25 protein-coding genes are annotated in these 23,442 nt (G+C 63.7%); 3 read left to right on the top strand and 22 right to left on the bottom strand.

All coding sequences use genetic code 11. From position 1 onward, the window contains the following. Window positions 1-8 precede the first annotated feature (8 nt). Both ON058_RS00970 and purD read right to left on the bottom strand, forming a co-directional pair. Window positions 9-905 carry a phosphoribosylaminoimidazolesuccinocarboxamide synthase gene (locus ON058_RS00970; RefSeq protein ID WP_274667160.1) on the bottom strand — a complete coding sequence of 299 codons (897 nt, stop codon included), beginning with the start codon at window positions 903-905 and terminating at the stop codon, window positions 9-11. Next, window positions 905-2,191 carry a phosphoribosylamine--glycine ligase gene (gene purD / locus ON058_RS00975; protein ID WP_274667161.1) on the bottom strand — a complete coding sequence of 429 codons (1,287 nt, stop codon included), beginning with the start codon at window positions 2,189-2,191 and terminating at the stop codon, window positions 905-907. Before purD ends, ON058_RS00970 begins: the two co-directional genes overlap by 1 nt. Window positions 2,192-2,347: 156 nt before the next feature. On the opposite strand from purD, the gene ON058_RS00980 reads away from it, so the two are divergent. Continuing rightward, the gene (locus tag ON058_RS00980) at window positions 2,348-2,665 is read left to right on the top strand and encodes a helix-turn-helix transcriptional regulator (RefSeq protein WP_274667162.1); all 318 of its coding nucleotides are present in this window, start codon (window positions 2,348-2,350) and stop codon (window positions 2,663-2,665) included. A gap of 93 nt (window positions 2,666-2,758) precedes the next feature. Here the strand turns inward: ON058_RS00980 and ON058_RS00985 are convergent, their stop codons facing one another. From ON058_RS00985 to ON058_RS01075, 19 genes are all read right to left on the bottom strand, one after another. Beyond that, window positions 2,759-4,057 carry an adenylosuccinate synthase gene (locus ON058_RS00985; RefSeq protein ID WP_274667163.1) on the bottom strand — a complete coding sequence of 433 codons (1,299 nt, stop codon included), beginning with the start codon at window positions 4,055-4,057 and terminating at the stop codon, window positions 2,759-2,761. A 180-nt stretch (window positions 4,058-4,237) separates the two neighbouring features. Further along, window positions 4,238-5,257 (bottom strand): class II fructose-bisphosphate aldolase, encoded by a 1,020-nt coding sequence (gene fbaA, locus ON058_RS00990; protein WP_274667164.1) that lies wholly within the window; start codon window positions 5,255-5,257, stop codon window positions 4,238-4,240. A 146-nt stretch (window positions 5,258-5,403) separates the two neighbouring features. Further along, on the bottom strand, window positions 5,404-6,723 hold the full coding sequence (locus ON058_RS00995; protein WP_274667165.1) for an RNA polymerase sigma factor: 1,320 nt from the start codon (window positions 6,721-6,723) through the stop codon (window positions 5,404-5,406). Continuing rightward, window positions 6,680-7,036, bottom strand: coding sequence for a YciI family protein (locus ON058_RS01000; protein ID WP_274667166.1), 357 nt, complete (start codon window positions 7,034-7,036; stop codon window positions 6,680-6,682). The genes ON058_RS00995 and ON058_RS01000 overlap by 44 nt, the downstream gene beginning before the upstream one ends. A gap of 154 nt (window positions 7,037-7,190) precedes the next feature. Then, the gene (locus ON058_RS01005) at window positions 7,191-7,388 is read right to left on the bottom strand and encodes a hypothetical protein (protein ID WP_274667167.1); all 198 of its coding nucleotides are present in this window, start codon (window positions 7,386-7,388) and stop codon (window positions 7,191-7,193) included. A 763-nt stretch (window positions 7,389-8,151) separates the two neighbouring features. Next, the gene (locus ON058_RS01010) at window positions 8,152-8,346 is read right to left on the bottom strand and encodes a hypothetical protein (protein ID WP_274667168.1); all 195 of its coding nucleotides are present in this window, start codon (window positions 8,344-8,346) and stop codon (window positions 8,152-8,154) included. Beyond that, the gene (locus ON058_RS01015; protein WP_274667169.1) at window positions 8,346-9,251 is read right to left on the bottom strand and encodes a hypothetical protein; all 906 of its coding nucleotides are present in this window, start codon (window positions 9,249-9,251) and stop codon (window positions 8,346-8,348) included. Before ON058_RS01015 ends, ON058_RS01010 begins: the two co-directional genes overlap by 1 nt. A gap of 180 nt (window positions 9,252-9,431) precedes the next feature. Further along, on the bottom strand, window positions 9,432-10,091 hold the full coding sequence (locus ON058_RS01020) for a metal-dependent transcriptional regulator (RefSeq protein ID WP_274667170.1): 660 nt from the start codon (window positions 10,089-10,091) through the stop codon (window positions 9,432-9,434). A gap of 205 nt (window positions 10,092-10,296) precedes the next feature. Beyond that, on the bottom strand, window positions 10,297-11,154 hold the full coding sequence (locus tag ON058_RS01025) for a metal ABC transporter permease (protein ID WP_274667171.1): 858 nt from the start codon (window positions 11,152-11,154) through the stop codon (window positions 10,297-10,299). Next, complete coding sequence (locus tag ON058_RS01030; protein WP_274667172.1) at window positions 11,151-11,891, bottom strand: metal ABC transporter ATP-binding protein; 741 nt, start codon at window positions 11,889-11,891, stop codon at window positions 11,151-11,153. The genes ON058_RS01025 and ON058_RS01030 overlap by 4 nt, the downstream gene beginning before the upstream one ends. Beyond that, window positions 11,888-12,916, bottom strand: coding sequence for a metal ABC transporter substrate-binding protein (locus ON058_RS01035; protein WP_274667173.1), 1,029 nt, complete (start codon window positions 12,914-12,916; stop codon window positions 11,888-11,890). Before ON058_RS01035 ends, ON058_RS01030 begins: the two co-directional genes overlap by 4 nt. 79 nt (window positions 12,917-12,995) lie before the next feature. Further along, window positions 12,996-13,652: a TrmH family RNA methyltransferase gene (locus tag ON058_RS01040; protein ID WP_274667174.1), complete on the bottom strand. Its 657-nt coding sequence runs from the start codon at window positions 13,650-13,652 to the stop codon at window positions 12,996-12,998. Next, window positions 13,649-14,833 (bottom strand): formate-dependent phosphoribosylglycinamide formyltransferase, encoded by a 1,185-nt coding sequence (gene purT, locus ON058_RS01045; RefSeq protein ID WP_274667175.1) that lies wholly within the window; start codon window positions 14,831-14,833, stop codon window positions 13,649-13,651. The genes ON058_RS01040 and purT overlap by 4 nt, the downstream gene beginning before the upstream one ends. 171 nt (window positions 14,834-15,004) lie before the next feature. Then, window positions 15,005-15,565 (bottom strand): LemA family protein, encoded by a 561-nt coding sequence (locus ON058_RS01050; RefSeq protein WP_274667176.1) that lies wholly within the window; start codon window positions 15,563-15,565, stop codon window positions 15,005-15,007. Between the two features lie 38 nt (window positions 15,566-15,603). After that, window positions 15,604-16,506, bottom strand: a complete 903-nt coding sequence (locus tag ON058_RS01055) for a hypothetical protein (protein ID WP_274667177.1) — start codon at window positions 16,504-16,506, stop codon at window positions 15,604-15,606. Between the two features lie 96 nt (window positions 16,507-16,602). Then, a complete protein-coding gene (gene pyrE / locus ON058_RS01060) occupies window positions 16,603-17,169 on the bottom strand; it encodes an orotate phosphoribosyltransferase (protein WP_274667178.1) in 567 nt (188 codons plus the stop codon). A gap of 163 nt (window positions 17,170-17,332) precedes the next feature. Continuing rightward, window positions 17,333-18,100 carry an SDR family oxidoreductase gene (locus tag ON058_RS01065; RefSeq protein WP_274667179.1) on the bottom strand — a complete coding sequence of 256 codons (768 nt, stop codon included), beginning with the start codon at window positions 18,098-18,100 and terminating at the stop codon, window positions 17,333-17,335. A gap of 53 nt (window positions 18,101-18,153) precedes the next feature. Next, window positions 18,154-20,871 (bottom strand): DNA methyltransferase, encoded by a 2,718-nt coding sequence (locus tag ON058_RS01070; RefSeq protein ID WP_274667180.1) that lies wholly within the window; start codon window positions 20,869-20,871, stop codon window positions 18,154-18,156. A gap of 29 nt (window positions 20,872-20,900) precedes the next feature. After that, window positions 20,901-21,158 carry a hypothetical protein gene (locus tag ON058_RS01075; protein ID WP_274667181.1) on the bottom strand — a complete coding sequence of 86 codons (258 nt, stop codon included), beginning with the start codon at window positions 21,156-21,158 and terminating at the stop codon, window positions 20,901-20,903. A 145-nt stretch (window positions 21,159-21,303) separates the two neighbouring features. On the opposite strand from ON058_RS01075, the gene ON058_RS01080 reads away from it, so the two are divergent. Then, window positions 21,304-22,095, top strand: a complete 792-nt coding sequence (locus ON058_RS01080) for an exodeoxyribonuclease III (protein ID WP_274667182.1) — start codon at window positions 21,304-21,306, stop codon at window positions 22,093-22,095. Further along, the gene (locus ON058_RS01085; protein ID WP_274667183.1) at window positions 22,092-22,787 is read left to right on the top strand and encodes a septum formation family protein; all 696 of its coding nucleotides are present in this window, start codon (window positions 22,092-22,094) and stop codon (window positions 22,785-22,787) included. Before ON058_RS01080 ends, ON058_RS01085 begins: the two co-directional genes overlap by 4 nt. Before the next feature lie 84 nt (window positions 22,788-22,871). On the opposite strand, the gene ON058_RS01090 is transcribed toward ON058_RS01085, so the two are convergent. After that, the gene (locus ON058_RS01090; protein WP_274667184.1) at window positions 22,872-23,414 is read right to left on the bottom strand and encodes a hypothetical protein; all 543 of its coding nucleotides are present in this window, start codon (window positions 23,412-23,414) and stop codon (window positions 22,872-22,874) included. Between the last annotated feature and the right edge of the window lie 28 nt (window positions 23,415-23,442).

Raw genomic sequence — 23,442 nt, forward strand, 5'->3', positions numbered from 1 at the left:
GCGCGGCGCTACTGCTTGGCGAGGCGGTCGAACGCCTCCAGGTAGCGCTGGCGGGTGCGTTCCACGACATCGGCTGGCAACGCTGGCGGGGGTGTCTCTGAGGACTTGTCCCAGCCAGATTCGGTGCTGGTGAGCCAGTCGCGGACGAACTGCTTGTCGAAGCTGGGTTGAGCCTTGCCCGGCTCCCAGGTGTCCTCCGGCCAGAACCGGCTGGAGTCGGGGGTCAGGACCTCGTCGCCCAAGACGATGCGGCCTTCGCTGTCGCGTCCGAACTCGAACTTGGTGTCCGCCAGGATGATGCCCTTGGCGGCGGCGATGTCGTGCGCACGCTTGTAAACCTCGATGGTGAGGCGGCGCAGTTCTTCCGCGTCTTCCTGACCCAGCAACGCCGCGACCGCGTCGAAGCTCACGTTCTCGTCGTGCTTGCCAACCTCTGCTTTGGTGGCGGGGGTGAAGATGGGTTCCGGCAGGCGCGATCCGTCTTCCAAGCCTTCCGGCAGGGGGATGCCGCACACGGTGCCCGATTCGCGATACTCGGCTAGACCGGAACCGGTGAGGTATCCGCGTGCCACGCATTCCACGGAGAACATCTGGAGCCGCTGACACACCATGGCGCGGCCTTGAACCTCCGCAGGCACGGGAGCTTCAACGGTGTGGTTGGGGACAATGTCCGCCACCTGGTCGAACCACCACAGGCTGAGGCCCGTCAGCACTCCGCCCTTGCCGGGGATCTCTGTGGGCAGCACCCAGTCGTAGGCACTGATGCGGTCCGATGCGACCACCAGCACCACGTCACCGCGCGGATGTGGTTCCACGGGTTCGTAGAGGTCCCGGATCTTGCCGGAGTAGATGTGGCGCCAGCCGTCCAGCTCTGGAGCCGTGGGTTCGATGACGTGACCGGCCATTAGGCGAGTGCCTCTCGTGCGTTGGCTTCACCTTCTGCGGCTTTGAGTGCGATGTCGCTGCGGTGGTGGGAGCCGGGAAGGTCGATCTTGGCCAGGGCGTCGTATGCCGCGGCGCGGGCATCGGCGAGTGTGGTGCCGCGACCCACCACAGACAGGACACGTCCACCTGCCGCGACCAACTGTCCTTCGCTGTCGGTCGCAGTGCCGGCGTGGAGGACGTGAGCACCGTCAACGTTTTCGGCAGCGTCGGTTCCGGTGATGGGGTCGCCCTTGCGCGCTGATTCTGGGTAACCGTGGGAGGCAAGCACCACGGTCACGAACGCGTCGTCGCTCCACACCAGGGGGTCGATGTCGTGGAGGTGGCCTTCCGCGGCAGCCAGCAGCACGCCGCCTAGCGGGGTTTCGAGGCGGGCGAGCACGGACTGTGTTTCCGGGTCACCGAACCGCGCGTTGAACTCCACCACGCGCAGGCCCTTGCTGGTCAGCGCGAGTCCGCAGTACAGCACTCCGGAGAACGGTGTTCCGCGGCGGGCCATCTCGTCGACAGTGGGCTGAGCGACATTGTTGACGACTTGCTCCACCAGGTCGATGGGGGCCCATGGCAGTGGCGTGTATGCGCCCATGCCGCCGGTGTTGAGGCCTGCGTCGCCGTCGTAGGCGCGCTTGAAGTCTTGGGCGGGCTGCAGTGGGATGACGGTGGCACCGTCGCAGATGCAGAACAGGGAGACTTCGGGGCCGTCAAGGAACTCTTCGATGACGATAGTGCCGCCTGCGTCCAGGATCGCTTGACCGTGGGCGGTGGCTTCATCGCGGTTGTCGGTGACGACCACACCCTTGCCGGCGGCGAGTCCATCGTCCTTCACTACGTAGGGGGCGCCGAACTCTGCGAGGGCCGCATCCAGGTGGTCGCGAGTGGTGCACACGCGCGGTTCGGCGGTGGGGACTTTCGCGGCGGCCATGATTTCTTTGGCGAATGCTTTGGAGCCTTCGAGCATGGCGGCTTCTGCGCTGGGGCCGAACACGGGGATGCCTGCGTCACGCACGGCGTCGGCCACTCCGGCAACGAGTGGTGCTTCCGGCCCCACGACCACCAGGTCTGCACCCAGGTCGGTGGCGAGTGCGGCCACGGCCGCGCCGTCGTTCGCGTCACCTGCGTGCAGCGTCGCAATCTGGCCGATGCCGGGGTTGCCCGGAACGGCGTGCAGTTCGGTGACCGCGGGGTCAAGGTGGAGGGAGCGGGCAATGGCGTGCTCACGGGCTCCCGGGCCGACAATCAGTACCTTCACGCGTGTGAGTCTAGCGAGGTGTGGAACGAGCCTCACCCGGCTGGTATCCACAAGTCTCTGTCAGCGCCAGCAGGTGGGGGTTCGTCCTGGCTATTCTCGGCAAACCAAGAACAACGGGAACAACACACCATGCCCCTCACACCCAGCATTCCTTGGATGGCCCGGGACCCTAGAGAGCACCTCGAGTTCGAGGGCCATCTGGACACCGTGCTCGCCGCGATCGCGCATCCTGCACGCCGGTTCCTCCTGCAAATCATGGAGGGCGACGGCGCCACAGCATCCGACCTCTCAGCATCAGTGGCCGACACCTTTGGCGTCTCCACAGCGCGAGGCTCCCACCACCTACAAGTGCTCGCCAAAGCCGGTCTTGTCACCGTGAGCAAAGACGGCCCCACCCGGCACTACCGCTGCGATCCCCATCGCCTCGGCCACGTCGAAACCTGGATATCAGCCATCCGCACCATCGCGACATGACTCCCCACAACACAGAAACCCCCTTCCCGCACCGTGTCTCCACGGGCCAGGGAAGAGGGCCTCTGGTGAACGCTACGCAGTAGCGACGGCTAGTTAGGCGCCGCGAGCGTGAAGCAAGTCGTGGTTGACGATGATCTCGTCACGGCCCGGACCCACACCAATCGCGGAAATCCGGCAGTTCGAAATCTTCTCCAACGCCATCACATAGTCCTGCGCAGTCTGAGGCAAGTCGGAGAACTCGCGCGCCCCAGAAATGTCCTCATCCCAGCCGGGCAAGTTCTCATAAATGGGCGTCGCAGCGGCGAAGTCAGCCTGATCCTGCGGCAGCTCCTCATGACGCACACCGTTGACGTCATACGCCACGCACACGGGAATCTCCTTGAGACCCGTCAGCACATCAAGCTTGGTCAGAACCAAGTCCGTCAAACCGTTGATACGCGACGCATAACGCGCGATCACCGCGTCATACCAACCACAACGGCGCGCACGGCCCGTAGTAGTACCAAACTCGTGGCCCACCTGAGCCAAGTGCTCGCCGTACTCGTCGAACAGTTCAGTGGGCATCGGCCCCTCACCCACACGGGTGGTGTACGCCTTCACAATGCCAATCACAGAGTCAATGCGCGTAGGCCCCACACCCGAACCCGTCGACGCACCACCAGCAGTCGCGGACGACGACGTCACAAACGGATACGTGCCGTGGTCGACATCAAGCATGGTGGCCTGACCGCCCTCGAACAACACCGTCTCACCACGGTCAAGCGCCTGGTTCAACACCAACGACGTATCCGTCACCATCGGCTGGAGCCGGTCGCGGTACTGCAACAGCTCGTCAGCAACCTCATCAACAGAGATCGCACGGCGGTTGTACACCTTGACCAGCAAGTGATTCTTCTGTTCGAGCGCGCCCTCGATCTTGTCGCGCAACAACTCCTCGTCGAACAGGTCGCCCATGCGGATACCTAGACGGTTGATCTTGTCCGCATACGCCGGGCCAATGCCACGGCCAGTCGTACCAATCTTGCGCTTGCCCAAGAAACGTTCAGACACGTTGTCCAACGTGCGCGCATACGGAGCAATCACGTGCGCAGCATTAGAGACGAGCAGCTTGGACGGGTCAACACCCCGCTCAATCAGCGCATCAATCTCCTTGAACAACACGGAGATGTCAACGACCACACCGTTACCGATGACAGGCGTCACCCCCGGGGTCAGAATGCCGGAAGGCAGCAAATGCAGCGCGAACTTCTGGTCACCAATGACAACCGTGTGGCCCGCGTTGTTTCCCCCGTTGAACTTCACCACATAGTCGACGCGCGAACCCAGCACATCGGTGGCCTTGCCCTTGCCTTCGTCGCCCCACTGGGCGCCGACAATCACTACTCCGGGCATCTGCCCTCTCCCCTCACCCCGGTTCTTTGCCGGGGGCTTGGTGCCGCGGGTCTATCCCGCGTTGTCTATCCGACCATACGCGCGAGAATCCTACGCGACGCCGCGCGCGCATCGGCCAGACGTACGTCAGCCCCGGGGTGTCTACCGACTCCCCGGGGCTGACGCGCCGAATGGTCGGACTTAGATCTTCTTACCAGCGGAGCCGAGCTGCTGGCAGGCCTCGACAACGCGAGCGGCCATGCCGGCCTCAGCAAGCTTGCCCCAGGCGCGGGGGTCGTAAGCCTTCTTGTTGCCCCACTCGCCGTCAACCTTGAGGACGCCGTCGTAGTTCTTCATCATGTGGTCCACGACAGGACGCGTGTAGGCGTACTGGGTGTCGGTGTCGATGTTCATCTTGATCACACCGTGCGACACAGCGGTAGCGATCTCTTCCGCGGTCGAACCGGAGCCACCGTGGAACACGAGGTCGAACGGCTTGTCCTTGCCGAACTTCGCGGCAGCAGCAGCCTGGATGTCGCCCAGGATCTCGGGACGGAGCTTCACAGCACCAGGCTTGTAAGCGCCGTGCACGTTACCGAAGGTCATGGCGGTCAGGTAACGACCCTTTTCGCCAAGGCCCAGCTTCTCGATGGTGGCAATGCCGTCTTCGGGGGTCGAGTACAGCTTGTCGTTGACCTCTGCCGAGTGGCCGTCTTCTTCACCGCCGACAACACCGATCTCGATCTCGAGGAGGGTGTGTGCAGCCTGCGACAGCTCGAGGAGCTCTTCAGCGATAGCGAGGTTCTCGTCCATCGGCACGGAGGAACCGTCCCACATGTGCGAGTTGAAGATGGGGCCGTTGCCGGAAGCAATCGACTCGGCTTCGATCTTCAGCAGCGGCTTCAGCCACTCGTCAAGGTAAACCTTGTGGCAGTGGTCGGTGTGCAGGGCGATGGTGACGCCGTACTTCTCAGCAACCACGCGAGCGTAGGCAGCAAGAGCGAGCGAACCGACAACAGCGTCCTTGATGGTGGAGCCGGAAGCGTACTGACCGCCACCGACCGAAACCTGGATGATGCCGTCAGACTCAGCCTCGGCAAAACCCTGGATAGCGGCGGTCACGGAGGACGACGAGGTGATGTTGATCGCGGGGAACGCGTAGCCGCCAGCCTTGGCGGCGTCCAGCATCGCGGCGTAGGACTCAGTAGTGGCGATAGCCATGTGTCTCTCCTGAAGTTGTGTGGTTGGAACCGTCGTCCATTCTGTCAGATATCAAGAGCACACGGTATGGGTCCGTGGTCCCGTGCGCAGGGCCGATGCCTGGGACCGGCGAGGATCACAGGCGTCACGGGCCGATGCGTTGGGCGTCACGGGCCGATGCGTCGGGCGCGGCGGGTGGCGTAGGCGGCCTCGGTGGGGTTACGGCACAGGGCGGCGGCGCGTTCCCAAGCAGACCGTGCTTCCGTGTCGCGTCCCAACTGTTCGAGCAGATCCGCACGGGTGGCGTGGAACAGGTGGTACGCCTCCAGGCCGTCAATGTGGTCAACAGCCGCGAGCGCGGCCTGAGGGCCGTCGACTTCAGCGACAGCGACTGCACGAGCAAGCCGCGGGACTGGTCCAGGACTCATCGAGATCAGAGTGTCGTAGTAGCGCAAGATGCGGTCCCAGTTGGTGCTGGCACGGGTGTGTTCGGCTGCGATGAGCGCCTGCACCTGCCATGGACCCAACTGTCGTTGAGCCAACGCTTCCGCGAGCACCGTGAAGCCGCGCGCCACCATGCCGCGATCCCACAAGGTGCGGTCCTGGTCGGCAAGCCTCACCAGCTCGCCGCTACTGTCAGTGCGGGCCGCTTCCCGGGAGCGATGAAACAGTTGAAGCGCAAGGAGCCCCGCAAGCTCCGGTTCGTCGGGCAGAGCGTCCGCCGCGGTGGCGGTCAGCCGGATCGCTTGGTCGGCGAGGTCTGCACGAGTCAGCGTCCCCGCATCCGCCGAATGTGCCACATAGCCTTCGTTGAAGATGAAACCCAGCACTGTCGTCAACACTGCGGCACGTTCATGCAGGTCTGCCGGTATCACCAGGGGAATGTTCGCCGCCCTGATCTTGCGCTTGGCCCGCACCACGCGCTGCTGAACTGTCGCCTCCGGCACCAGCAAGGCCGCCGCAATCTCTTGCGTCGTCAGGCCCGCGGCAAGCCTCAACGTCAGGGTGACCTGCGTGTCCCGCGACAGCGCCGGGTGGCAGCACAACAGCAAAAGACGGAGGTGGTCATCGCTGACACTCGCCTGCTCATCGATGCGCGCGTCCTCAACGCCTGACCCGTCGTCCCCGGCATCGTCCGCAGCCTCCGCAGCAACAGCGGTCTCTAACACCCGCACCTGCGACGCCAACCGCCGCCCCGCAGCGGTGTCCCGGCGCAGACGATCGATCCCCGTGTTGCGAGCCACCACGTACACCCACGCGGCCGCATCGTCCGGAACCCCAGCATCGGCCCACGTCGCTGCAGCCTTCGTGTACGCCTCTTGCAGACTGTCGTGCGCAATCTCGATGTTGCCCAGCCGGTCCGTGAGGAGGGCAAGCAGACGCCCACCCTCCTCACGGGCAACGCGAGACAGTGCCTCATCCGGCGTGATGGCGGTCAGCCCCTCAGAACTCGTCGGTAGGGAACACGGGGCGGACTTCCACCGCACCAGTCCCCACCGGCAGCTTGCGTGCCCACCCGATCGCATCGTCCAACGTGTCAACGTCGATCAAGTAGTAGCCGCCCACATGCTCCTTGAGTTCCGCAAAAGGGCCATCAGCAATGGTCGTGGTGCCGTCCTGGTGACGAACCGTGGTGGCCGTCTCCGCGCCCTGCAGCGCCTCCCCACCCAGGTTGACGCCGGCATCGTTCAGTTCTTGCTCGTACTGACTCCATGCCGCCATGTACTCATCGAAGCTGTCATCTCCCGGTTCAGGCGAGGGCAACGTGGGGTCAGATGCAATGAGAAGCAGGTACTTCATGGTGAAACCTCCAGGTCGATGAGACTGAGCCACTCCCAAGTCTCACCCTGACGACGCACAAAGCCGCGCAGATCGACACGGCTTGCGGAAGTTTCTTGGGGAGGTGGTGTCGGGTCTGACCTTGCCAGCATGATTGGCGTAGTCCCACGCCAGGTCAGCGCCCGCTCTGTTCACGTCGCTTCGAGCGAAACACGACCCACACAACGCCTAACGCGCCAGCGACAACAGGCACACCCACGAAGACAACAGAGGCGAGCGCCTCGGCACGGTTGCCGGCGACCATGATCATTGGGATCGACAAAGCAAGGAACACCAGGACACTCGCCCACGCGACACGGCTGAACTTTGACATCAGGCCTTACTCCCTACTTCACACACTTGGCACCCGCGCTCTGTCGACTCGGCGCGAAGTCGCATCGCAAACCGAGGCGTTCGGCGCGGCACCAAAGCGTGCAACTGAACCTGGGATACGTCGGAGCTACCGTCGAAGAGTTCGGACCTGTGCAAGCAGCGACCTGACAACTCCGACGACGCGCACAACAGCAACCGTGGAGAGATCGACATCAGCAGTGCTTGAGCCAGCTAGATTCCATATGAGTTGAACGACAACCGCGAACACCGCAAACAGCACTCCCATGGCGAGCGCGTTTATCACGACCTTGATCAACATGGGTAACCCTTCCACTTTGAGGCAGTGCCCACGTAGATGTACACGAGTTCGAAGCATTGATTCTTCGCGGCGGCATCTTTGGCGGTCCGGACAATCGAGCTCGACACGTCGTAGACGTAGTATGCGCAACCAGCGGCGGCTGCAGCACCAGCTGTCCCTGCTGTCGCGAGAGGCGCGCACAGAATCGCCGCATACTTCAGTTTGTCGTTGATAGCGCCGGCTTTACCGTTGACAAGGCGCTTGGTCTCAGACTTGTTATATCGAACATAGATGCCCCTCCCAATGGTTACTTTCGGGTCTGTCGCGATGGGGGGCAAGCAGCGCCAGCGGCATCCTATACGTGCTAGGCGAGTGTCGGCCGTTCCGCTTGATAGCCTGCACTGGTTCCACAGAAAAGTCGGCTCCGCAATCGTGTCGAAATTGCGGAGCCGACTTTCCTCCCAAGCTAAGCGTCAACGCGACGTGGACTGCGCACTCGTATCAAGGTCAAGAACAGACCCGTCAATGCAAGCAGTGCGCCCACCATACTCACCACGGTCGACCCCTCCCAGCCCTGCCAGCGTAGCGCGAACTCACCCAGCGCCAGGCCGACTCCCAGTCCTAAGAGAAATACGCCCAGAGTCTTTAGCTTAGCCTTCATCACTTACACCTGGAATCCCTATACGTGCCAGGCAGAGAAGCAAGTCCTCCTGCGTGTGAGAACTTTAGAACCAGGCACTTCATTGGCGATGAGTTTACTCCCGTATTAGCCACATAGACGATTGCCCCAGCTTGTGCGGCACACGCGGCGCCCGCAGCCCAGTGGGCCCTTGCGCAAACTGCCGAAATCGCGGCAACAGTCCAGCCACCACTTGCAATTGACTTTGTTTCTGCTTTGTTGAAGTGGAGATAGCGCCACCAGCCAAGTGAGACGGTCGGGTCTGCGGTGATGGGGTAGGCGCTGCTAGCGCTGTGTTCCACGTGCTGAACGAGCGTGGACCCTTCCACCGTGTAGTGGGTAGCAACGTCATCTCCATTGGCATCCACTGCCCACGGCGAGTCGATTGTGCCCACGACCACTGAGATACCTTCATTGACCTGTTCGACGAGTTCAACCGAACCGTCTTCCATCAGCACCGGCTCCACACCTGCACCGAACTCATACGAGTACGTCGAGGCGGCTTCAGGGCCTTCAAGGACGGTCTGCAACCGGACGCCGTCGTCGAGGACCTGCACCGCAGCATGAGCATCACCATGATCCGCGGCGTACACCACTGTCCCATCGGCAGCCACGTCACCATCGGCCACCATCACTTCAGTCGGAAGCGAGATCTCCACAGGCGAGTCCACGTCATTATCGATCACCACCGGAGTGTCGGCATCCAAGGAAACCTCAACCTCAAGGTGAGCCTCGCCGCCAGACTCAAACAACACAACCCCGGCAGCAACGCTGTCCGGCTGTTCCACCACTGCCACCTGATCGGCAGGCACAGCCTGCTCAATCACAGCAGCCACATCGTCAGCATCAATCTCTGCTGGCGCCGCGCTACTTGCCGTAGCGCTCACCACAAGAAGCGGAACTACAAGGAGCGAAGCCCCCCCAAACACACGTGTTTTCACTTCAGTACATCCCCCTAGATCAGAACAACCACACCCTGTTGTGTGGCCGTGAAACAGACAGTAAGCCAATTCGGACAAACTGTCCATAGGTAGAACTGCACGATGCGCAAGGACCAGTCAGGCCCGCTACACGGCGGCAGTCAGGATCGCGCGGGCCGCCGGGAGGCCCAGGCTGACCGTGGCGCCGTCCAGAGTGAGTTCGACCGTGCCAGCCGCAGGATGCTGCGCCGCGACAGTGAGCTCCGTGCCAATGTCGAGGCCCACACCGCGCAAGTGCTGCAACAGTTCTGGGTCGTCATCCCACACACGTGCAATACGCACCTGCGTCCCTGAGGGCACGTCAGGGATCGCGGTCAGTTCCTCTTCAGGCAGGACTCCCGCGGCCGTGGGAATGGGGTCGCCGTGCGGGTCATGTGTGGGCTGACCCAGTTTCTCCGCCAATCGCTCCACAAACGTGTCCGACACCGCATGCTCCAAGACCTCGGCCTCGTCATGCACCTCATGCCAGCCGTAACCCAAGTAGTCGACCAGGAACGTCTCGATGAGCCTGTGCTTGCGGACAGTCGCGAGCGCAATCTGTTCACCCTCCGGCGTGAGGGAAATGCTGCCGTACCGCTGATGCGTGATGAGGCCACGGCTCGCGAGCTTCTTCACCACCTCCGAAACGGACGACGGCGACAACGCCAACCGCTGCGACAACGCGGTGACCGTCACCGGCCCCTCAGACCATTCGGCGGCGTTAAAGATCGCCTTGAGGTAGTCCTCCGTCACCGTGGGTCCGGCCATGGCCTGCCTCCTGCGCCCTGGGTTGTGCTGCGGTCAGGTCCCATTGTTCCGTAAAGCCAGCCCCCGCATCGGCCCCTCCACCCACGCATCGGCCCTCCCACCCCGCGGATCAGCCCCTCCCACCCCGCCAAATGGCTCCATTTGGCTGTTATGGCTCGCTAAAACAACCAAATGGAGCCATTTGACGCAGAAGAGGGGGGTGAAGCTAGGCGCGGGCCGCCGACCGCTCCCGCATCTTCGCCACCAGACCCTGACGCGGCGCGAACAAGTACACCAACGTGAACACCACGCCCTGGACCACCACCACCAGGCCACCAGACGAAGCATCGAACCAGTAGCTCAGGTAGATCCCCACCACAGAACTCACCGCAGACATCAACGGCGCAATCCACAACATCCGGGTAAACGAGTCCGTCAACAAGTACGCCGTCGCGCCAGGAATGATCAACAGCGCCACCACCAAGATCACGCCCACCACCTGCAACGCCACCACACACACCACGGCCAGCAAACCCAACAGCAGCCAACCCAAACGCTTAGGGTTCAGCCCCATCGCATGCGCATGAGTGGAGTCGAACGCAAACAACGTGAGGTCACGGCTCTTCAACAACAGCACCGCGAGCGCCACCGCCGCCAGAAGCCCCACCTGCCACACGTCCTGAGACGACACACCCAAGATGTTCCCAAACAGAATGTGCGACAGGTCGGTCTGCGACGGCACCACCGAAATCAACACCAAACCCAGCGCAAACAACGTGGTGAACACGATGCCAATCGCCGCGTCCTCCTTGACGCGCGATGTCCCCCGCAGCACCCCAATGAGCACCACCGCCAACACCCCAAACGCGAGCGCCCCCAAGGCAAACGGAACGCCCACCACATACGCCAGCACCACACCGGGCAGCACCGCATGCGACACGGCATCCCCCATGAGCGACCATCCCACCAGCACCAACCAGCACGACAGCAACGCACACACCACTGCAGCAATCACGGTGACGGCAAGAGCACGCACCATGAAGTCGTACTGCAGGGGCTCCAAGACGATGTCGATCACACTCACGCGGCACCCCCCAGGTCGATGCCGAATGCTCGGGTGAGGTTCTCTGGCCGCAATGCGCCCTCGACCGAGCCTTGATACAGCACGCGGCGCAGCAGCAACACGGCCTCGTCGGCGAGCTGCGGCAGCGCATGCAGATCGTGGGTCGACACCAACACCGTGGCGCCGTCGGCAGCAAGCTCCCGCAACAAGCCCACGATGGTCGCCTCAGAACGCTTGTCCACGCCAGCAAAGGGTTCGTCCAACAGCATCAGCCGCGCCCCCTGTGCCAACCCGCGCGCCACAAACGCACGCTTGCGCTGCCCGCCAGACAACCGGCCAATCTGTCGGCGAGCCAGGTCCGTCAACTCGACCCGCTCCAGGGCTTCCTGCACCGCGACACGGTCAGCGTGCCGAGGACGACGCACCCACCCCATGTGCCCGTAGCGCCCCATCATCACCACATCCCACACGGTGAGCGGGAAGTCCCAGTCCACGTCCTCGCTCTGGGGCACATACGCAAGGCTCTGTGAACGCCTGGCCTTGCGGGCATCGGCCCCCCACACCTGCACTGATCCGTGCTGGGGTTCCACCACGCCCATGATCGACTTGAACAGGGTCGACTTCCCCGAACCGTTCATGCCAATCAAGCCTGTGACCTTGCCTGGCTCGAGGGTGAGGGTGCAGCCCTCCAATGCAGTCACGGCGCCATAGGCGACCGTGAGGTCCCGCACTTCCAATGCCGCGGACCGGCCCGTCACGACGTTTCACCCGCATCCGACGCGGCCACGCCACCCGCCAGACCTTCGACGATCAGCTCGACATCGTGGCGCAGCAGGTCAAGATACGTGGGGACGGGGCCGGTGTCGTCGGACAGCGAGTCCACGTACAGCGTCCCGCCAAACTCCGCATCCGTGGCATCGACAACCTGGCGCATCGCCTTGTCAGACACGGTCGACTCACAAAACACTGCGGGCACGTCATTGTCGTTGACATACTCGATGGCCGCCGCGATCTGCTGAGGCGTGGCCTGTTGCTCCGCGTTGACCGGCCACAAGTAGACCTCGTCCAGGCCGGCGTCACGCGTCAAATACGAGAACGCACCCTCACACGTCACCAGCGCCCGCTGGCTCTCCGGGATCCCCGCAAGCGCCGCATCCAGCCCGGCAGCGACATCGGCGATCTGGGTTTTGTAGTCCTCGCCGCGGCGTTCATAATCAGCGGCATTGTCAGGATCCAGGGTGCTGAACGCGTCAACCATCTGATCGACATACAGCTGCGCATCCGTGGGGCTCATCCAGGCGTGTGGGTTCGGCTTCCCCGCATACGCGTCACCCGCGATATCGATGGGATCCACGTCAGCCGACACCACCACGTGAGGCGCATCCACGGACTCCACGAACTTGGCGAACCACGCCTCCAAACCCAGACCGTTGTCGAGAATCAGGTCCGCATCTTGAGCGCCACGAATGTCCCCCGGCGTGGGCTCGTAGCCGTGGATTTCCGAGCCGATCTTGGTGATGGACTCCACGCGAAGATCGTCGCCAGCAACGTTCCCCGCCATGTCCGCGAGCACCGTGAACGTGGTGAGTACCAGGGGGGCATCGGCGTTGTCGGCGGGAGCCACCGTGGTCGCTTGACCGGAAGCCGATGCGTCAGCCGAGTCTGCGGCCCCGGTGCCAGTCCCGGTCCCCGCGGCGCAGGCGGTCAGCAGCACGGCGCTGAGGGCCGATGCGACCGCCAGCACGCGCACTTTGTCACCACGGACCCGGGGAAAGTTCGGCATACCGAAAACTGTAATCCGGCACGCCAGAGAAGTCGAGTTGCCGGCGCGTCAATGCAACAACAGGGACTGCCTCAACACGTCAGGCGTGGCCCGCCGCAATATCCGCATGCTGCCCCACCCACGCATGCATCGCGATCGCCGCCGCCGCACCCGCATTAATGGACCGGGTGGAGCCATACTGCGCAATCGCGAGAGTCGCATCGGCCGCCTCACGGACCGCATCCGTCAACCCCACCGACTCTTGGCCCAACACCAGCACACAGTTGCGAGGGAACTCGAACGTCTCAATAGGCACCGAACCAGGCAAGTTATCGATCCCGATGACCGTCAAACCCTCACCGTGAGCCCACGCCACAAACTCCTCCACCGTGGGGTGATGGCGCACATGCTGATAGCGGTCCGTCACCATGGCGCCCCGACGGTTCCACCGCCGCCGGCCCACAATGTGAACCTCACGCGCCAAGAACGCATTCGCAGTCCGCACCACCGAACCGATGTTGAAGTCGTGCTGCCAGTTCTCAATCGCCACATGGAACCCGTGACGCCGCGTATCAAGATCCGCAACGATCGCTTCATGCCGCCAGTACCGGTACCGGTCCACCACATTGCGGCGGTCCCCGTGCTCCAACAGCTCCGGGTCATAGTGATCATCCGCGGGCCACTCAGCGCGTCCGCCCGGCCACGGGCCTACCCCGTACTCGAGTTCGTCGCCCGCCACGTCACGCGCGTCGCTCACGCCAACTCCACCGTCAACGCATTCGCTGCCGCACGCGCCCGGTCCAACGCCACCTCGACATCGTCCCCACGGGCCACCGTCACAGCGATACGCCTGCGGCCCTCCACCCGCGGCTTTCCGAACAGCCGCAGGTCCGTCTCCGGCACGGCAAGCGCCTGCTCCACACCACCAAAGATCGGCACCCCCGAGCCCTCACCCAACACGGCACACGACGCCGACGGCGCTGTCTCCACGGCATCGGCCACCGGCAGCCCCAGGATCGCGCGCGCATGCAACGCGAACTCACTGAGCCGCTGCGACGCCACCGTCACAAGCCCGGTGTCGTGCGGACGGGGCGACACCTCGTTGAACAGCACCTCGTCGCCCCGGACAAACAACTCGACGCCGAACACGCCATGACCGCCCAACGCACTCGTCACAGCATCGGCGATCTCGCGGGCACGGTCGCGCGCTGCCGCAGTCATGGGGTGAGGCTGCCAGGACTCCCGGTAGTCGCCGTCCTCCTGCACATGCCCAATGGGCTCCAAGAACGTCACCCCATCCACGTGGCGGACCGTCAACTGAGTGATCTCGTAGTCGAACTCAACGAACGCCTCAACGATCAGCCGGGCCTTCTGCGCCCGCCCCCCAGCAAGCGCATAATCCCAGGCAGACCCAGCATCGGCCGCTTCCCGCACTACCGACTGACCCTTACCCGAAGACGACATCACCGGTTTCACCACACACGGCGTCCCCAACTCGGCGACCGCTGCGACCAGCTCGTCACGCGTATCCACAAACCGGTACGGAGATGTGGGCAGGCCCAACTCCTCGGCCGCCAAGCGGCGAATCCCTTCACGGTCCATCGTCAGCCGCGTCGCACGCGCCGTCGGGATCACCGTGGCCACGCCCTCGCGCTCCACCTCCACCAACACATCGGTGGCGAGCGCCTCAATCTCCGGCACGATCAGATGCGGACGCACCTCATCGATAGCGGCACGCAACGCCTCCGCATCAAGCATGTCCAGCACAAGCGAACGGTGCGCCACCTGCATGGCGGGCGCGCCAGCGTAGCGATCTGCCGCGATCACTTCCACGCCCAGGCGCATCAGTTCAATCGCGACTTCCTTGCCCAGTTCGCCGCTGCCCATCAGCAGCACTCGGGTGGCGTGAGGAGTTTCGGGGGTACCAATGACCGTCATGCGGTCCAGTGTTCCACCCGCGGCGTGTCCTCACGTAGGCCTTCAGGCGGGCCGATGCGTGGGAACGGTTCCGTACGGACTGCCGGGTTTAGCGGCGGCGCTGCATCCACCACCACAGGGCGGCAATGCCACCTAGGAACAGGACGGGGAACAACTGCTCCATACGAGTGCCTAGAACTGAACCTTGGGCGCTTGGCGTGCGGCCGTGTCCAGGACCTCAAAGTAGTCGGCCCGCTGGAAGGAGAACATGCCTGCGACCACGCTCGAGGGGAACACCTCGATCTTGGTGTTCAGCGCCCGCACGTTCGCGTTGTAGAAGCGACGGCCGGCCGCGACGCGGTCTTCCGTGTACGTCAGTTCACGCTGGAGTTCCAGGAAGTTCTGGTTTGCTTTCAGGTCCGGGTACTGCTCGGACAGGGCAAACAGGCGTCCCAGGGCCTGGCTCAGAGCGTTCTCTTGGTTGGCTTGCTCTGCGGGCGTGGAACCGGGCGCCGCCGCTACCGTGCGAGCTTCTACGACCGCTTGCAGGGTGGAGCGCTCGTGAGCGGCATACCCCTTCACTGTCTCCACCAAGTTGGGGATCAGTTCGTGGCGGCGCTGCAACTCCACGTCGATCTGTCGCCACGACTCCGCGACCAGATTTCGCAGTTTTACCAGCGCGTTGTACAGGCCGATCCCCCACAGGACCAGCACCACCACGATCAGTGCAAGTGCAATAAAGAACGGTTCCATCATTTCCCCCTCGGAGGCGTCATGAGCCGAATGTGAGTCTAGTGCTGCGGTTCGTGGGGCGCAGCCCCCGGTGGGGTATCCATCCCGATCCCCGTGTAGCGGCGAGAGTTCAACACGCCAGACTGCGTAGCCCAGTCGGGACCGCGCATCGGCCTGTCATCCCCCGTGCCAACGCCATAACCCAACTCCCGGAACTCACGCAACACATGGTCAGGAATCCTGCGGGCAATCGCCGTCACGATTCCCAACCGTGCCGCCAGATCCTCCGGTCCTTGACGTCCGCGCTGCCACACGTACACCGCGGCGCCTTCAATGCGGATCGCATACCCCTGCACGTCATCCCACGTGAGGCGCTCCACCATGCGCGGATCCAGGACGGCGTGCGCGTAGCGGGCGTCCGTCGCGATGACCCGCCACTGCCGGTTGAAGTCGTGAGACTCGACGTCAACGTCCCTGCCTCCGAGCGCCGTGATGACGGTCTGGGCTACGCCTTGAGGAACGATGTCGATGCGGGGGAGAGCCACATCCAGTTCCGCGAGTGTGACTTGATGCGCGATGGTCATAGGCCGGGAATCGCGTTCCGCACGCGTCTCGTAGACGTGAGCGAACGTGGCGCATTGCACGCCGTTGAACGCGCCGGCGGCAACGGCTTCTTGGCGTAGCGCCCGGCCCGTATCAAACGGGAACTCACGGAAGCGCCGCGAGTAGCGGTGGGTGACGGCGGCGTACTCCCAGCCGTGCTCGCGCGCAAACGTCGCATAGGCGTCACGGTGGCGGCCCGCCATCCAGAAGTCCCAGCTCATCCACACACCCGCCGCGAGCATGAGGACTCCGGCAAGCAGCATTGCGAACGGTGTGGACACCCCAACGAACAACACGCCCGACACTAGGAAAAGCGCTGCAGGCCCCAGCCAATGGGACAGCGGAACGTTCCTCAGCATGGCGTCACAGTAGCGCTGTCGCTGGGGACGGCGGAAGGGCGTTTGCGGGCCACAAGGAGGGCCGATGCTCGGGTCACGCGGGTGCGCACCAGCGGGTTACGACAGGTCTAGGTCGTCCAAACCGAACAGCGAAATGTATGGCAGGCCTGCAGCTTCGATCTTCTCGCGGGCACCGGTGTCGCGGTCCACGATCACTGCGACGGCTGCGACGGTGGCGCCTGCTTCACGGATGGCGTCCGCGGCGGTCAGGACAGAGCCGCCGGTCGTGGAGGTGTCTTCGACGGCAACGACGGTGCGGCCTGCAATGTCCGGGCCCTCGATGCGGCGCTGAAGACCGTGGGCCTTGTTTTCTTTGCGCACCACGAAGGCGTCCAGGTCCAAGCCGCGGCTGGCGGCGGCATGCAGGAGCGAGGTCGCGACCGGGTCAGCACCCAGGGTGAGGCCACCGACGGCGTCGATGTCCGCGGGACCGTAGCCGTCTACCTCGAGCTGGTCGAGCAGCACGTGACCCACGAGCGGTGCGGCGCGGTGGTGCAGGGTGATGCGGCGCAGGTCTACGTAGTAGTCCGCTTCCTTGCCTGAGGCCAAGGTGATGCGGCCGTGCACCACTGCCAGTTCCTTGATGAGGTCGCGCAGTTGCTCTCGAGGCGTGAGGGAAGTCATGGCGCAAATCCTACCGGTGCCCCTTCCGCCCCCGTCCGCGCCCTCTTCCCGCCAAATGGCTCCATTTGCCTGTTATAGCTCCGTAAAACAGCCAAATGGAGCCATTTGGCGGAGGGGCGGGGGGGTTTTGAGGGGCGCGGGTGGGTGAGGGGTGGGCGGCGCGTTAGTGGCGGGTGCGCATCGACGCGGCTCGGCGAGTCAGCGACGAGGGCAGCGCTTTCATGACCGCGCCAGCAATCGCGTACCGCGCGGACGGCGTCACCACCACATCCTTGCGACGCACCGCCGCGAGCGCCGACGACACCACTTGTTCCGCGGTCAGCCATGTCACGTCGTGGAACTCGGTGCGCATGTGCGACAGCGTGGGATGAGAGTGGAACTCTGTCTTCACGAGGCCAGGCAGCACGACAGTTGCGGTGACACCGGTGCCGCGCAGTTGGGTGGCGAGCGCTTCCGTGAAGTCCAGCACCCACCGTTTGTGTGCGGCATAGGACGTGTTCGCGAGGTGGGCCGCGATCGAAGAAACGTTAAGGATGGCGCCGTGACCGCGTTCCGTCATAGCCTTCGCTGCTACCTGGGACAGTCGCAACGGCGCCGTGACCAGCACGTCGAGGACGGCCTTCTCCACCTCCCAGGTGGAGTCCACGAGGTCTTTGCCGATGCCGTATCCGGCGTTGTTGACCAGCAGGCTGACGGGGCGGTCCGGGTCGCCCACGCGGGCGGCGACCTTGTCGAGGTCCGATGCGTTGGACAAGTCCGCGACCAGCACCTCGACGTCCACGCCGGCAGCGCCGCGGAGTTGGGTGGCCAGGGTGTCGAGCGCGTCTGCGCTGCGTGCCACCAGGACCAGGTCGTGGCGGGCAGCGGCGAGTTGCCATGCAAACTCTGCGCCCAAACCTTTGGATGCGCCGGTAATCAGTGCGGTAGCCATTCGCCCAGCCTACGCACTGCAAGGAGCGGGCTGGGCTGTGGCGTTTCGCCTTGTTATGGCTGGGGTTCGCTGAACGGCGTGTAGGGGATCTCACCCTGGACGATGCGCCGGTTCAGGTCCCGCAGACGTGACACCAGTTCGGGTCCGTCCTGAGCGACGGATTTGGGCCAACCATATGCCTCCACGACCGCCTCATCGAGAGTCTTGTGAAGAGCCTTGAGGTCCTGGAAGCCGCCCTCGTCCATCAGGTTGTAGAGCTTGGTGAGTCCCAGGTTGTGCTCCACGCACAGTTCGCTACGGCGCTCGTACAAGGCGGCCGATGCCTGAGCCACCTTGTCCCGTTGGGCGTCAGTGGGCTGGGGCCAGGGGAAGGTGGCGAACACGGACGTTGGCGTATAACGGAGGTCGCCCTTGAGCGTCGACGACTGTGCCCACGCCCATGCGTCATGCGCACGGGACAAGAGGATCCCCATCGAGTAGTCGTCGTCAAAGGCAAAGACGTCGGTGAGATTGCTCGCCAGAGTTCCCGCGTCTACCCAACTAAGTGACAAGCGCTTTCCGGTGATGCCGGTCGCGATGAAACGGCGCATGTCGTTGAGCGCAGACCTCATCGCGCGCCGTGGCTCTCCAAAGATCCACCAAAGTTCGCGGTAGGACTTGCGGTTGTTCGTCTCACGTTCCGGCTTAACATCTCGACGCACGATTTCGAGCGCCGCAGGAAAACGTGCGGCGTCTTCGAGTGGCATCAAGCGGAAGTCAAGAGCCCACCGTGATGGACGCTGGCCGGGATCATCGGCCAGGTCTCGGCCGATGAGGTACGGCACAACTACCTCGTCATAGGCGGCATCAGTCCGGTCCCTCAGCGCCTGCGCCACAGCGTGGTCAATGATGAGGCCCTTGGCCTTGGGGCTTGGTCCTTCGAAGCACTTGCCTTTGTTCGGCCCGAGCGGCACCGGCACCCAACCGTCACCACTGACGGGACGCAAACTTGTCGTGATGCCTTCTACCTTCGCCCCATCGAGGTCGAACACCTCAGGCACCGCCTCAGGATCCTTGACCCAGTTCACGATGGAAACGTGCACCTTGGCCTCGCCGGGCCATTTCTGGGACGAGATTGCATCAGTAATCACGCCACCGTTGTCCACCACATACTGCAGCGATGCTGCACGACCCAAGTTTTGGCTGATCGAGTTGGTCCCGACGAAGCCTGCACGCTGGCCTGCCGCCATCTGCTTGTGAGCCTTACGGAACCAATACGTGCAGAGGTCACGGACGCCAGTTCCAAAGTCCTTCTTGAGCCATTCGACGTAGTCGCCCCCGAGCGAACCGCGCAGTTGTCCGCCGCCAAGGAACGGCGGATTCCCGATGATCGCGTCCACCTTGGGCCACTCTGCCCTCAGGGCATCGGCTGCCCGTAGGCCCGGCAGCGAAACCAGGGGGAGCGGCGCCTCTGCTTCCCCGTAAAGTTCCATGACCTGGCGGTGTCCCATCCACAGCACTACGCGCGCGATCTGCACCGCGACGTGCTCAATGTCGATTCCCTGCACGTTCGTCAGGGGCACATACGGCAATGGGCCGGCCGGCTTGGGCGCGCCGGTGGACGCAACAAGGGTGTCAATGCGTTGCTTGAGTTCATACTCGAGCGCACGTAGCTCGCGGTAAGCGACGTAGAGGAAGTTGCCGCATCCACAGGCGGGGTCCAGCACCGTGAAGGCACACAGCTCATCCAAGAGCGCCACTGCATCAGTGACCGTCGCCACCGCATTGATCCGCTCGCGCCACGGCCGCACGATGGTGGGCGTGACGATCTTCATGATGTCCGCCTCGTGCGTGTAGTGCGCGCCCAGGGCGGACCGGCGCTCCTGGCCCAGCACGCCCTCAAGCAAGGATCCAAAGATGGTGGGGTTCACGTTGCGCCAGTCGAACTCGACGGCAAGCTTCAGGTGCTCAAGTTCATCGCGGGTGAGCATCGGCGAGTCCACCTCAGCGAAGAGGTCGCCGTTCACGTAACGCGTCCCGGAGTACGCACCGGTACGGCCGGAGTTGGACTTCTTGTTCAGCAGTCCAAAGAAGTAGTCGAACTCACGCGTGGAGTTAAGGTCGGGGTCCTTCAGCACAGTCTCGACCGCATGGGACAGCGGCAGTCCGTCAAGGAGACCCAGGTCTTCCGCGAACATGCACCACACCACCTGCATGGTGAAGCGCTGAATGTCCGTCACCGGTGCCGCGCCACGATCCGCCATCGAGGTGTAGAGCTGCGCCACATGCTCGGCGGCTTCTTCTGTCAACTCGCGGCGCTGCTCCGTGAAGACCGGGTCCACGTCGCCCGACTGGAGGAACAGCATGGCCTCAAAGCGGTCCGGCAGCTCTTCGAGCGTGAGCCGCACGCGCGGCTCCTTGGGGAAGCGACCAGGCTCCCAAATTTCGAACTCGTGGAAGTTGCACAGCACCACCCAGCGCGCTGCAGGCACTCCCTCGGCGGCATCGGACGACTCTTGCCAATACCGAATGCGCTGGTCGTCGGCCTTCGCCAACGGCACACCCGGTGCCTTCATCTCGACAATGAGCTCACCGGGCCAGTGGAGGTCCATAAACCCCGCGGAGGACTTGAAGTCCTCAAACAGCGCACCCGCCTCGCGGCGGTCCGTGCCGTACGCGGCAAACAGCTCGTTGAGAAAGGTCTGAGCCTCTGACCGCTCCGAACCGGAGTAGTCCTTCCAACGCTTGACGAAGGCGCCCAGCGCCTGTTCAACCTCGGCGCCACTGCGCACCGTGAACCCCCTCAGATTCAGGCAAATGCCTAGAGAAGCCGGATCGCATCCCCGGCGTAGTACGTATCTTGCATCAGTCGCTTGTGCTGTTTGCTGAGCTCCGTAATAGCGTGCTCCAGTGCCAACTCCACGTTCCGGTCGCCGCCGGACTTTTTGACCTTTGCCAGGCCCTTCTTAGCCCTGGCGATGGTGTGTTCCAAGTTGAGCAACACAGCCGAGACCTCACCCATCGCTTCCTGAGACGCCCCCGACTGCTCAGGGTCGTGCGACGGAACTGCTGACGTCATGGAGGCCTCCTTGTGCAACACGATCATCCTAACGGCCAGCCCCGACATGACCACAGACCTGGCGAGAGTGTGGACAACGCCACGGCGGCATCGGCCGTCTCGCATACCCACGCCGCATGTCTCTCCCGCCAGGTAGCGTTGGGGCATGCGATTGGCCACCTGGAATGTGAACTCTGTCCGTGCTCGCTGCGACCGTGTCGTGGACTGGTTGGAACGCTCCGAGACTGATGTGCTGGCGATGCAGGAGATTAAGTGCAAGCCGGAGCAGTTCCCGCGTGAGGCCTTTGAAGCTGCAGGCTACGAACTTGCCATTCATGGGCTGAACCAGTGGAACGGTGTGGCGATTGCATCGCGCGTAGGCCTGGAGGATGTGGAGACGCAGTTCCCTGGCCAGCCGGCATTCGGCAAGCCGGGGCAAGAGCCGGTGGTGGAGGCCCGGGCCATCGGCGCCACTGCAGGCGGCGTGCGTGTGTGGAGCCTGTACGTCCCCAATGGCCGTGGCCTGAATGACCCGCACTACACGTACAAGTTGGCGTTCCTGGACCAGCTTCGCGAGCAGGCGGCAGGGTGGACGGACACTCCCACGGCGCTTGTGGGTGACTTCAATGTTGCTCCGCTGCCGACGGACATCTGGTCGGAGGAAGACTCCGAGGCCGAGACTCACGTGACAGAGGAAGCCCGCGCGGCTTTCCACGCATTCGAAGGCGCGGGGTACACGGAACTGTCGCGCCACTTCATTCCGGAGGAGAACAAGTACACGTTCTGGGACTACAAGCAGCTCCGGTTCCCCAAGAACGAAGGCATGCGTATCGACTTCATTTACTGCTCCCAGCCGCTCGTGGACCGCGCCACCACTGTCACCATCGACCGCGATGAGCGTAAGGGCAAGGGCGCATCGGATCACGTGCCCGTTGTGCTGGACTTCGAGGCGCCGTGACCAACGACGGATTCGCTCCGCCGTCACAGCCCTCGGGCGGTGCGGCTGATCAGGGTGGCGCGCCGTGGACGCCGCCTAGCCCTGCAGGGGGGCCGATGCCGGCTCAAGGTTCCGCTGCGGCGGCACCGGAGCAAGGCGGTGACAGCAAGGCGGGTTCAGGTGGTCCGGGTGGCTCGCGCCGTTCGGGCATGCCGCGGTGGGTGTTGTGGTTCATGCTCATCACAGCGGTGGCGATTCTGGGCGGCATTGTGTGGGCGATCGTGTTGATGATTGCCGATGCCCGGACCGCTCCTGCGGACGCAGACGCGACAGGTGACATGCATGCCCTACAGGTCGTGGAGGGCATGTGCCTGGAGAACGTTCCGCAGGATGGGGCTATTGCGACGGTGACGGTGGTGCCGTGCGATACGCCGCATCGCGCGCAGGTGGTGGCGCAGATGAGGCTTCCGCTGGAGATCTACCCGGGTGAGGCAGAGATCCTGGATTGGGTGGAGGACTTCTGCGAGCCGCGCATTCCCTACGCGGTGCGAGCCGAGTCTGGCTGGACCTCGTGGATTCCGTCGTCAGACTCATGGACGCGTGGCGACCGATCAATCTCATGCGTGGTGGTGACGGACGACCCCACGGAAGAGTCCCTGCTGGACGATGCCCCTGAGGACGACGACTCCGATCAGGACGGCCAGTCGACGTAGGCCAGTCGACGTAGGTCGGTCGACGCAGATCAGTCGACGAGGCAGGTTGGCGTCGGTCAGTCGATGTCAGCCGGGTGGCGTGCGTTAGCCGATGGCGTGGGGCCGTGCCGCGATGGCCTCGACGACGGCTTCGTCACCCACGGCCGCGAGCCATTCCAACAGGTTGGCTGGTGTCGCGGGGTTGCGGGCAATCACTTCGCGCACTTCGGGGTGAGCGTAGGCGATTCGTGCGAGCTCCGCGGGTGAGGTTCGCGGGTTCGACGCCAGGCACCGGAGCGCGGGGTCGGCGGTGTCGTGGACGGCCGTACCGTGAACGGGGTTACGAACGAAGCGGACACCGGCGGCGGGAGTACGGGCATGGTCACCCGTATCTGCCTCGCGGTCACGCACAATGACAATCCCAATCACGATGGGGAGGATGGGCAGGGCCCACAGGAACGGCGGGTAGGCCACTCCGTCGATGACTGCGAGAACAGCCGCTACGGCAAGGAAGCCTACGGACAACAATCCGTAGGCTCCTCGCGCGCGGCCGCCTAGGGACACTCTTGGCATGAAGCCAAGCGCGGCCACTAGACCGAACAGCACGCCGGTGATGGCAAGGATGAACTCCTCACTCAACCACGCCATGCGCCCCCCTTAGTGCCGTTCGGCTACC

The sequence above is a fragment of the Demequina sp. B12 genome (genome assembly GCF_028823635.1).
In the GTDB taxonomy this organism is placed as follows: domain Bacteria; phylum Actinomycetota; class Actinomycetes; order Actinomycetales; family Demequinaceae; genus Demequina.